The organism is Paraburkholderia sediminicola, from assembly GCF_046026855.1.
In the GTDB taxonomy this organism is placed as follows: Bacteria; Pseudomonadota; Gammaproteobacteria; order Burkholderiales; family Burkholderiaceae; genus Paraburkholderia; species Paraburkholderia sediminicola_A.
Window position 1 is genome coordinate 22,535 of the sequence record NZ_JAQQET010000055.1, and the last position, 10,722, is coordinate 33,256.

The window sequence follows — 10,722 nt, forward strand, 5'->3', positions numbered from 1 at the left end:
CCTTTTATCGTCTATCGCCCGCGTATCACGTCCGAGCGCGATGTCGTGTACACCTTCTGAAACTGGTCGAAGTGCACGTTGAAAATGCCTTCTTCAGTCACGCCGCCCTCGCGCCACTTCCAGCTCCACACGGTTTCCGGCTTGAGCGGAAACACGGCGACCTGGCCTGGCTTGCCGAGCAGGCGGCGCACTTCGTCTTCGCTCATGCCAACGCGAATCTTCCCGAAGTTGTTGGCGGTCAGCACCTGCGTGATAGCTTGCAATTTGCCGTCACGGTCGATGTCGACCATGTACGTGTTCAGTCCTTGCGGGCCGCGCGGATATTCGAAGCGCTTCGAACCGTCGGTAAACGAGCGCTCGGTTTCCGGCTTGCCCATCTGATCGCGGATCTGCGCCTCGGTCGTGACGCCTGGCGTCATATCCTTCAGCAACAACGCGTCCGGCTTGACGGCGTTGAAGAATTCCTTGAGTTTTTGCACGGCGCGGTCGCTCTGTTGGTCGTCGCAACCGGTCAGCGCAACGCACGCGGCCAGCATCGCGACGGTAAGCAGTTTCAGGCTCACAGCGAGTTCCTGTACGGATGCGAAGCGGCAATTCGCCCGCATCCCGTTGTGTAGGGTGTACTACAGGATAACCGCGCACGGAAAAAACCGCGAGCGAGGCCGGCAGGGCTGCGGAGGGCGGTGAGCTGCGGGCGGTGGACGGCGGGCGGTGGACGGCGGGCGTGGGCGTGGGCGTGGGCGTGGGCGGCGGATCGTAGTAGGCAGCCGAAGTTGCCGTTGCCGCCTCCCTTGCGACCCAACGGCCGGCTACGGCGCTACGGCGCTGTGCTGTGCTGTGCTGTGCTGTGCTGTGCTGTGCTGTGCTGTGCAGAGCGCGAGACTGAAAACGTAGTGGTCGGTTTAGTGAAGTGCCCTTCGGCGCGCGCAGCGCCGCCGGAAGTATGACTGCCTTGTCACTGACGCCGAATGTGCGGGAACACAGATTCCAGATGCACCACTACCCCCTCCAAGCCAAGGGACCCGCTTATGAGCTGGCGGGGTGAGCCGCTTTCTTTGCTTATCTTTCTTTGCGGCGGCGGCAAAGAAAGTAAGTGCCGCCCCGCACAGGGGCAACACTAATAGACCACTAAGTAATCAAGAAAAGGCACGACAAATGAACAACAAACCCGCGCCGAGCCCAAGAAAACCGATCACCAGAAGCAAAAAAGCGACGCTGTGCAAAGCGTCGCCAAGTCGGTCGATACGGTCAAACCGAGAAACAGTGAGAAACACCGAGAAACAAACAACGGCCGGAACAGCCGCCAAAAAACCACAGCACTGCGGACGACGCGCAGCGGCCTGATCCGGGCGAAGCGGTCAGCGACCTTGGCCTCTAACCTTGCGCCATCGCCGAAATGGCAGACCGCTGCTTGTTTGGCCGCCCTGGTCCCTCGATAAGCCTTCCAAGTGCCGCTAATCTAAACGGATTGGCGGATTTAGACGAGAGCGCGTTTACACCGAATGGGCAGATGATTTGCGCTCCACAGCACCACAGCACCGGCATTGCCCGCGGCGTGCGGTGGGCGGCATGCGGTCCGCGCGCCGGCCGCGCGACCCTTACGCACGACAAAACGCAGCGAAAATGCATTGACTTCCCCGCAGGCACAGCGAAGATGCTTCGCCGTCCTCGCGAGCACACGTAGCCCATCCAAGCCGGCACATTCCGCTCAGATTGCTCCGTTTCCGAAACCCACGCGCCCCGCCCCCTGCAGCACCGAATCATTCTGCGGCGTATGAATCCGCGCACAGAGCACGTCGCGAAAGTGACGTTCGAGTGGATTGTCACGGGAGAGGCCGGGATTGCCGCTCGCCTCAACGGCCAGTTGCACCGCCTCGATCGACTGATTCGTCACCGTATATTTGACGAGCGGCGCTTCGTCGAGCGTCACGCGTTCGGCATACGCGCTTGCGTCGAGCAACACGCGATTGCTGAATAGCAACGCGTCGATGCGGCCGAGCGTCTGCTGAAACGCGGGCAGGCTCGCGAGCGGCGCGCCGAGATTACCGGGCTTGCGCGCGACGGCCCATTGCGCGAACCAGTCGCGCGCGGCCCGCGCGACGCCGTCGTACACCGCCGACAACAGCACGCTCATCCACGCGAAGCCGAGCGCATCGAGCCCGGCTCCCGGCTCGCCAGGCAGGTGCACATCCACTGCGTGTCCGGCAGGCACGAACACGTCGTCGAACACAAGTTCATGACTGCCCGTGGCGCGCATGCCGAGATGATTCCATTCGCTGCCAACCCGCACGCCGGGTGTGTCGCGACGCACCAGCCAGACCCCGACGCGCGGCGGCGTCTCGTCGCTGCGCGCCCACACCGCAAGCCAGGTGAGGCCGGGGCTGCCGGTCGAGTACAGCTTGCTGCCGTCGATGATCCAGCCGTCGGCGCTGCGCTTCGCAATAGTCGATGGCAAACCGCCGCGCGCCGGCGTGCCCAATTCGGGTTCGACGCGCAGCGAATTGATCAGCGCGCCGTCGCGCACCGCGTCGCGCGCCACTCGTTCACGCAGTTCGACCGGCCAATGCGGGTTGCCCTGCAAGCGATGATGAAACAGGTATTGCATCACCAGCACGAGTGCCGTGGATGGCTCGCCGCGCGCCACCGCGCGCACCACTTTCAAGGCTTGTGGCAAGCTCGCACCCGCGCCGCCAAGCGATGCGGGCACCGTCAACGAGAGCAGGTCGAATTCATGCAGGCGCGCCAGATTGGCGTGCGGAAATTCCGCCGTGCGGTCGTAGTGAGCCGCGCTTGCAGCAAACTCGCTGGTCAGCCGCGCGAGCAGTGCGTCGAACGCATTGCTATCTAGCGGTGGATGACGGCGCGTCACCGCGCTTTCGGCAATCGGGGCGTTCATATCAGGACTCCGGCGAGCCGCATCAAGGCAGAGGGAAGCTGCGATCGAAGCTCGTACGCACATCGAGATGGACACGAATCACGTTCGCGGCTTCGTAGGTATCGGCGGTGCGCTGCTGCGCGGCGACTACGCTGTCGTCGATGGCCACCGGATGCACCTGGCCACGCTGATAGACGGTTTTCAGCACATCGGTCGGCAGGCCCGTGACTTTTGATTGCATCGCCGCCACCTCGTCGGGATGCGACAGCGCCCAACGCTGGCCGATCGCCACGCGCCGCAGGAAGTCGGCGAGTTGCACGCGCTTGTCCGCGATCGCGCGTTCGGTCGCGACCTGATAGCTGAGCCCTTCGGACAGGCCGACGCCGTTGGCGATGATGCGATCGTGATCGCGCGCTTCGCCGAGCGCGGTATACGGGTCCCACACTGACCATGCATCGACGCTGCCCGACGCAAGCGCCGCCTTCGCATCGGCCGGTGCGAGGAATACGAACGAGACCTCAGTAAGCGGCACGTTGGCCTTCTTCAGTGCTGCGAGCGCGAGATAGTGGCCGATCGAACCGCGCGTCGTGGCAATGCGTTTACCCTTCAGGCTCGCTGCATCGTTCAACGGCGAATGTGCGCCGACGACGATCGCCAGATCCAGCGGATTCGACCGGGTAGCCGCGACCGCGCGTACCCGGGCGCCGGCAGCGAGCGCGAACACGAGAGGCGCATCACCCAGGCCGCCGACGTCCACGGCACCCGCATTCAAAGCCTCGCCGAGCGGTTGCGCAGCTGGAAAGTTAAACCACTCGATCTTGTACGGCAGGTCTTTCAGCTGACCGGACGCTTCGAGAATGCCGCGTGTTTGCAAAGCCTGATCGCCGACTTTGAGCACCGGTAAATCGGCGGCATAGGACTGCGTTGCGCAAACCGCTGCGCACAACGCAAGCATTGCCGCGCCGAGCGGCTTGAGCAACGTACGTTGCAAGGCGGATGAGACAGAGAAAGAGGAACGGGAAGTCGTCATAGCGGCGGTTACGTCGTGGCATCCTGGTGATTTGCCATCGACGATAAGGCACGCATCTGTATAAGACAAACGCATTATTCTGCTAAGCAAATATGCGAATTTTCTTGAGCCGCGAGGCGTGTTCGCACATCGATACGGGTATTATCGAACGCACGAATCTTGCGCCCGGTTGCGTACTCATTTAATCACCGCTCATCATGAAGATCGACGAAATAGACGCATACGTCACCGTCATTCGCTGTCAGTCGCTGCAACAGGCGGCGCTCTCGCTCGGGCTCACGCAACCGGCCATCACGCGCCGCCTGCAGAATTTCGAGGAGGCGCTCGGCGTCGAACTGCTCGACCGTAATACGCGCCCACTCAAGGCGACGGCAACGGGCCGCGTCGTCTATGAACAGTGCCGTGTGATCCAGCGCGAACTCGACGTGCTGCGCGAGATCGTCGCCGCCGACACGCCGCCGGTCGGCACGCTGCGCCTCGGCGTCGCGCAGACCATTGCCGACATCGCGCTTACCGATGCGATGCGCGGTCTCAAGGCGGCCTACCCCGATCTGCAGGCGCGTGCGTCAACCGGTTGGGGCAGCCAGCTCCTGCAACGCGTCGAGCAGGGCGAACTCGACGCCGCGGCGATCCTGCTGCCCACCAACAAGACTTTCGACGAGACATTGTCGGCGCACTCGCTTGGCCGCATCAAACTGGCGGTGGTCGCACAGAAAGGCATGCTGAAAAAGCGCGCGCATACGCTGGCGGAATGCCAGTCGATCGGGTGGGTCTTGAATCCGGATGGATGTGGCTTTCGCGACGGCCTGCAACGCACGCTGACGGGCATGGGGCTCGCGCTCAAGCTCAATCTGGAAACGCTCGGCACCGAATTGCAATTGCAACTGGTCGCTGACGGTAACGGCCTGGGCCTCGTGCCGTTACCGCTGCTGCAGGCCAGCGCTCACGCGGACGCACTCGATATCGTCTCGATCAGCGACTTCAAGCCGCTCATCGATATCTGGCTCGTGCATCCGCGCGTGCTCGGTAAATTGCAACAGCCGGTCGAGCGCTTCGGCGCGACAATCGAGCGGCAATTCAAGGAAGCGCGCGTGCAGCGCGCGGCCTGAGTTGCACGCTGTTTGCTTCGGCTGATCCGGCCGATTCGCCCGCTTCATCTGCCTGGCTCAGGGACACATCTCAGATCACGCGAAAGCCGTGCGTCCCATCGCGCCCAAGTTGAGCAACGAGGCCATACTCCCACTCCAGATACGCGTTCATCGCTTCGCGCGCGTTATCGGTCCCCTCGTACGGACGACGATAACGATCGATGCGCGGCGAAGCCAGGCGCGTCTCGCCGCTTTCTACGGCCAGACCCGCTTCGATCCACGCGCTCGTTCCACCGCTTAGCACCTGCACCGGCTTCCCCGTCAACGCCGCCAACTCAGGCGCGGCGAAGCGCGCAAGCAGACTGCTGCCACAGGTCACCACATACCGTTGCGCATCCGGCAGCTTGCGCAGCGCTTCGTCGAGTTGCCCGCGAATCGCAAACCACGCGCCCGGAATATGGCGCTTCACATAGTTCGCGCTGGTCGTGAAATCCAGCACGACAGTGCCGGGCGATTGCAGCAGCGTCACCAGGCCGGCCGGCGTGATCTCCTCGGTGGCAGGCGGCGTGGGCGCATGGCGCGCAGCGGGCGCTGCGCCTTTTTCGCCGAAGTCCGCATTGCCCAGGCCGTCCACCACATACACCTCGACGTTCATCTGAGCGAGCCACGAGGCGGTCATGTTCGCGCGCACGCCGTCGTTGTCGGCGAGGATCACGCGCGCGCCGCGCACCGGCGCGAACATGTCGGTCTCCTGCACCAGTTGACCGCCGGGCGCGTTGCGAAAACCGGGCACGTGGCCCGCTTCGTACTCTTCCGGCATGCGCACGTCGAAACGATAGACCGTGCGTACCGCTTCGTCGGCCCAACGACGCGCTTCGTCGCGCGATGTACGGCCCACCTTTGCGCGATCCGCCACGCCCCGCGCGGAATCCGTGGCGGCGAGACGAAGTTTGTCATCGACAAGCGGATCGAAACGGCGCGAACTGCCGTGCGCAAGCGCCTGACCGGCAAGCGTCCAACCGATGGTGCCGTTGCGCAGTGCCGCAACCGGATTCGGCACGCCCGCATTGATCAGCGACTGCGCACCGATGATGCTGCGCGTACGCCCCGCGCAATTAACGATGATCCGTGTCGCCGGATCCGGCGCGAGTTGCCGCGCGCGCAGCACCAGTTCCGCGCCCGGCACGCTGATGCTGCCGGGAATATTCATGGTGTGGTATTCGTCGAAGCGGCGTGCATCGAGCACCACCACGTCGGCTTCATGATCGAGCAGCGCCAGCACCTGCGGTGCTGCCAGCGAGGGCGTATGGCGCTCGCTTTCGACCAGTTCGCCAAATGCCTTGCTCGGCACGTTGACGTCCTGGAACAGTTCGCCGCCCGCCTTGCGCCAGCCTTGCAAACCACCGTCGAGCAACGCGACATCGGTATAGCCCAGCTCGCTCAAACGGTGCACGGCGCGTTCGGCGAGCCCTTCGCCGTTGTCGAACACGACGACCGGCACGTCGCGGCGCGGCAAGCGCACGGGCGCTTCCAGTTCGAGACGCGAGAGCGACAGGTTGGCCGCGAACAGCGGATGACTGCGCGCGTGCGGGTCCTCCTCGCGCACGTCGACGAGCGCGATTTCCTCGCGATCGAGCAATGCGCGGCGCACGTCTTCGAATGATCGGATACGGAACTCTTTAACGAAACTCATGAGATCAGGGACTCCTTCGAAACATTCCAGATATTCGGCAACACGTCGTTCGAGTAGCCGGAGATAAAGGTTTTGCGGCCTCCGCCGACGGGATAGACGGAACGCGTCACCGCGCCGATATTTCCACCGTACACGTGAATGCTGATCGATGCACGATCGCGAAACGCATTACTCACGCGATGGATATCGCCAATGCGCGGCGACACGGCATCCACCGCGCCGGTGTCGAGGCGCTTTGCCGCCCCCTCTTCCTCCAACGCGCCGCCTGGCGCGATGCGATATCCCTGAGCAATTTCCGCACCACGCAACACGCCGATCAAACCCCATACGGTGTGGTCGTGCACTGGTGTGGACTGCCCGGGTCCCCATACAAAACTGACAATCGAAAAACGCTGCTGCGAATCGGCGTGCAGCAAGAATTGCTGATAGCGCTCAGGGTCGGGCTGCGCGAAGGCGTCGGGCAACCAGTCGTCATGGGCGATCAGCTCGCCGAGCGCGGCACCGCCGGCTTCGAGCAGATGTGCTTCGGGCACATGCTCGTCGACAAGCGACGCAATGCGTCCGACGAACGCGCGCAGCCGGTCCAGTCTCAAAGCTTGAGTCATCGAATATTCACACAGTTGATTGACTTGAATCGGTCACGCACCGCGAGCGAGCGCGGCGTTGAAGGTGTCGGTCCACATCGGTGCGACATCGACATGCCGGTCGATAACCGCGGCGCGCGCGAACGTATCGGCAACCTGCTGCTCGCTCGCGATGTCCGTCGCCGTGATGCCGGTGACGCGGCGCGCCTGGCTCTGGTTGCGATACAAGGAGCGGATCGCCTCTTCCGGCACCCGCAACTCGGCGGACAATACTTTCGCGTATACATCCTGATTCTGGCCGAACCACGCGCAGGCGCGTTGCAGCCGCACCAGCAGATCCGCGGATGCAGCGCGCCGTTGCGGGTCGGCGAGCACCGACGGGTGGCCGTAGTACAGATAGTTGCCAGACAGATAGCCGTTAGCGTTCTTCAACACGCGCGCGCCCGCTTGCGAGATCGCGAGCGGCACGTTGTAGCCGTAGATCGCCCAGGCATCGAGCGAACCGGCGTTGAAAGCGGCGAAGCCGTCGCGCGGCGCGAGCGAGGTGGCCTGTATATCGTTGAACGACAGCCCTGCCTCTTCGAGCATGCGCAGCAGGTAGTAATGTGTCGTGGTGGCGCGCAGATAGCCGACGCGTTTGCCCTTCAGATCGGCGATCGAACGGATCGCCGAGCCCTTCGGCACCAGCACGACCTGATTGTTGACGTCGTCCTTGTAGACGGCGATCACGCGCACCTGGGCGTTCTGCAGGCGCGCGAAGATCGGCGGGATTTCGCTGCCCGAGGCGATATCGAGCGAGCCGCCGTTCATCGCCTCGACCATCGCGTTGCCGGACTGGAACTCGGACCAGTCGATGGTGTACGGCGTATCCGCGAGGGCCGCCGTTTTCAGCAGCGTCGCGTCGCCGCCTTTGTAGGTTGCGACGCGCAAGCGGACCTTGCTGAGATCGACAGGCGGATTGGTTTTCTCGCCAGCTGGCGCGGCTGCACTGGCTGCTGTCGAGATCAGGCCTGAGCCTGCTGCGCCGAGCAACGCGGCAGCCGGCAGCGCGGACATGAGCCGGCGGCGCCGGAGCGAAACCGGCGATTCGAAACGTTGGGTCATCTTATGGAGGCGTTCAGGTCAGGACGTCAGGCTCGGCTTCGACCAGCCCTTCCAGCAGGCTCTGGAACGCAAACAGCGCGCCGCCGGGGCGGCCTACCTGTTCGTGCGTGAGCGTGGCGACATCGTGCGGGATAGCTTGCGGCGTGCCGGCGGCTTCGGCGAGCAATTGCGCATGGCAGGCGTTATCGAGCGCGATATACCACCACGCTGCGGCCTCGACGCTCGGACCGGCCGTGAGGATGCCGTGATTCTTCAGGATCACCGCTTTTCTTTCGCCCAGCGCCGCGGCGATGCGCGCACCTTCATCGGTATCGAGAACGACGCCGCGGAAGTCGTCGAACAAGGCGTGATCCTGATAGAACGCGCACGAGTCCTGCGTCAATGGGTCGAGCGTGCGGCCGAGCGTCGACCATGCCTTGCCGTAGAGCGAATGCGTGTGCGCGGCGGCGACCACATTGGGGTGCGCCTCGTGAATCGCCGCGTGAATCGCAAAGGCCGCCTGATTCAGCGGCCCATCGCCGACCACAATCTCCCCTTGCGCATTCACCAGCAGCAGATCCGACACGCGAATGCGGCTGAAGTGCTTGCCGAACGGATTGACCCAGAAGTGATCGGGCCACTCCGGGTCGCGCGCGGTGATATGGCCGGCGAGACCCTGATCGAAACCATAGCGGGCGAACAGGCGAAACGCCACGGCGAGCCGTTCCTGCCGATAGCGCCGTTCGGCCGCAATGCTTTCGCGCGGCGGGACGTCGTCGAACCAGAATTTACGGAGCGGCGCGTGACGCTGGAGTGGTGGCGTGTCTGGGGTGTTTTGTTGCGCCGGGGTACTTTGCAGCGCCGGCGTGTTTTGCTGCGCAGGGGCACTTTGCAACGCCGCCGTGTTTTGCTGCGCCAGAGTGTCTTGCTGTGTGGAGGCTCCTTGCAGCGCCGGGGTGTTTTGCAACGGGGCAGACAGATCAGTCATCGTCGCTCCGTTCAGGCGGCCACGCGTTCGACGCGTGCGATGCGTTCGCGGGTGGCCGGAATCAGTTCGCGGCCGTAGTCGACGGCGTCTTCGAGCGGATCGAAGCCGCGCACGAGGAAGGTCGAGACGCCGAGCGCGTAATACTCGGCGAGTGTCTCGGCGACCTGTTCCGGCGTGCCGACCAGCGCGGTCGAATTCGAGCGTCCGCCGATTTCCTTGGCGATGCCGGTCCACAAACGTTCATCGACACGATCCGATTCACCGGATGCCGCCAGCAACCGGCGCGCGCCTTCGCTTTGCGCCGGGCCGCCAACACTGAGCCCTTGCGCCGCGCGCAGCCGCTTCGTTTCTTCGAGGATATGCTCCGCGCGTTCCCAGGCAGCCGCCTCGGTCGCGGCAAGAATGGGGCGAAACGACACCGAGAAGCGCACGGTACGGCCATGTTTGGCGGCTTCGGCTCGTACGCGGGTGACCTGTTCACGCACTTGCGCCTTCGATTCGCCCCACAGCGCGTAGACGTCTGCATGACGGCCGGCGATTTCGAGCGCCGGTGCCGACGCGCCGCCGAAGTACACGGGGATATGGGGTTGCTGTACCGGTTTTACTTCAGAGAAGCCTTGTTCGAAGCGGTAATACTGGCCGTTGTGATCGAAGGGTTTCGTTTCGGTCCAGATGCGGCGCAGGATGTGCAGATATTCGTCGGTGCGGGCGTAGCGTTCGTCATGCGACAGATAGTCGCCGTCGCGGCGTTGTTCGGCATCATCGCCACCGGAGATGATGTGGACGGCGAGACGGCCGCCGGAATAGTGATCGAGTGTTGCCAGTTTACGCGCGGCGAGTGTCGGCGAAACGAAGCCCGGGCGATGCGCGAGCATGAAATGCACTTTGCTCGTGACGCTTGCCGCGTGGGCGACGGTGAGGAGCGCGTCGGGGCTCGTCGAATGATGCGGTACGAGGATGCGGTCGAAGCCCGCTGCTTCGTGAGCGCGGGCGAACTGCTCCACGTAGTCGATGTCGATGACCGGGCCTTGCGGTGCGTGGGTTTCAGACACCTTGCGGGTCTGGATCATGCCGATGAATTCGATGGACACGCTGGTGTCTCCATGGACGGGTTTTTTGCCCGGCGGGGCGGGGGCTTTGTTTGCTGGATGCGTTGCTCTGTTCGAGGGGTTTAAGGTAGCAGCGCTACATGCGGTTGTTAAATATTGATCGGCCATATCTATATCGGGTTTGCATGTAACGAGGGGGGGTTGCCTGTTCGGCGCTTTGTTTATTGGTTTGCCTATGGCGGTGGTCTTTGCCTGGTTTTTTTGCCTGCGTGGCGCTTGTTTGTGTTTTTATGGTTTTGGCCTTTGCTTGATTTGTTAGTGGTCTATTAGCG

At 63.3% G+C, this 10,722-nt stretch carries 10 protein-coding genes; 1 reads left to right on the forward strand and 9 read right to left on the reverse strand.

Annotation, left to right across the window (positions count from 1 at the left end; genetic code table 11):
* Window positions 1–11 precede the first annotated feature (11 nt).
* From PQR40_RS37270 to PQR40_RS37280, 3 genes are all read right to left on the reverse strand, one after another.
* The gene (locus tag PQR40_RS37270) at window positions 12–563 is read right to left on the reverse strand and encodes a hypothetical protein (protein WP_408511142.1); all 552 of its coding nucleotides are present in this window, start codon (window positions 561–563) and stop codon (window positions 12–14) included.
* Between the two features lie 1,145 nt (window positions 564–1,708).
* Window positions 1,709–2,896: an acyl-CoA dehydrogenase family protein gene (locus tag PQR40_RS37275; RefSeq protein ID WP_408242177.1), complete on the reverse strand. Its 1,188-nt coding sequence runs from the start codon at window positions 2,894–2,896 to the stop codon at window positions 1,709–1,711.
* Window positions 2,897–2,918: 22 nt separating this feature from the next.
* A complete protein-coding gene (locus PQR40_RS37280; protein ID WP_408511149.1) occupies window positions 2,919–3,830 on the reverse strand; it encodes an ABC transporter substrate-binding protein in 912 nt (303 codons plus the stop codon).
* A 272-nt stretch (window positions 3,831–4,102) separates the two neighbouring features.
* Here PQR40_RS37280 and PQR40_RS37285 point away from each other — a divergent pair, with 272 nt between their 5' ends.
* Entirely contained in the window at window positions 4,103–5,014 is a 912-nt protein-coding gene (locus PQR40_RS37285; protein WP_408511143.1) for a LysR family transcriptional regulator, read from the forward strand.
* A 70-nt stretch (window positions 5,015–5,084) separates the two neighbouring features.
* Here the strand turns inward: PQR40_RS37285 and PQR40_RS37290 are convergent, their stop codons facing one another.
* The 6 genes from PQR40_RS37290 to PQR40_RS37315 all read right to left on the reverse strand — a co-directional run.
* Entirely contained in the window at window positions 5,085–6,686 is a 1,602-nt protein-coding gene (locus tag PQR40_RS37290; RefSeq protein WP_408394131.1) for a rhodanese-related sulfurtransferase, read from the reverse strand.
* The gene (locus PQR40_RS37295; RefSeq protein ID WP_408511144.1) at window positions 6,683–7,291 is read right to left on the reverse strand and encodes a cysteine dioxygenase family protein; all 609 of its coding nucleotides are present in this window, start codon (window positions 7,289–7,291) and stop codon (window positions 6,683–6,685) included. The genes PQR40_RS37290 and PQR40_RS37295 overlap by 4 nt, the downstream gene beginning before the upstream one ends.
* Window positions 7,292–7,324: 33 nt before the next feature.
* Entirely contained in the window at window positions 7,325–8,374 is a 1,050-nt protein-coding gene (locus tag PQR40_RS37300; RefSeq protein ID WP_408511145.1) for an ABC transporter substrate-binding protein, read from the reverse strand.
* Window positions 8,375–8,387: 13 nt separating this feature from the next.
* A complete protein-coding gene (locus tag PQR40_RS37305; RefSeq protein ID WP_408242187.1) occupies window positions 8,388–9,341 on the reverse strand; it encodes a class II aldolase/adducin family protein in 954 nt (317 codons plus the stop codon).
* 11 nt (window positions 9,342–9,352) lie between these two features.
* Window positions 9,353–10,432 carry an LLM class flavin-dependent oxidoreductase gene (locus PQR40_RS37310; RefSeq protein WP_408511146.1) on the reverse strand — a complete coding sequence of 360 codons (1,080 nt, stop codon included), beginning with the start codon at window positions 10,430–10,432 and terminating at the stop codon, window positions 9,353–9,355.
* 94 nt (window positions 10,433–10,526) lie between these two features.
* Window positions 10,527–10,722 (reverse strand): hypothetical protein (locus tag PQR40_RS37315; RefSeq protein ID WP_408511147.1); only part of this gene is annotated, 196 nt, incomplete at its 5' end.

Coding starts and splice junctions, on each gene's coding strand:
- PQR40_RS37285 (WP_408511143.1), top strand. CDS start 4,103: ATGAAGATCGACGAAATAGACGCATACGTCACCGTCATTCGCTGTCAG.
- PQR40_RS37275 (WP_408242177.1), bottom strand. CDS start 2,896: ATGAACGCCCCGATTGCCGAAAGCGCGGTGACGCGCCGTCATCCACCG.
- PQR40_RS37280 (WP_408511149.1), bottom strand. CDS start 3,830: ATGCTTGCGTTGTGCGCAGCGGTTTGCGCAACGCAGTCCTATGCCGCC.
- PQR40_RS37295 (WP_408511144.1), bottom strand. CDS start 7,291: ATGACTCAAGCTTTGAGACTGGACCGGCTGCGCGCGTTCGTCGGACGC.
- PQR40_RS37300 (WP_408511145.1), bottom strand. CDS start 8,374: ATGACCCAACGTTTCGAATCGCCGGTTTCGCTCCGGCGCCGCCGGCTC.
- PQR40_RS37305 (WP_408242187.1), bottom strand. CDS start 9,341: ATGACTGATCTGTCTGCCCCGTTGCAAAACACCCCGGCGCTGCAAGGA.
- PQR40_RS37290 (WP_408394131.1), bottom strand. CDS start 6,686: ATGAGTTTCGTTAAAGAGTTCCGTATCCGATCATTCGAAGACGTGCGC.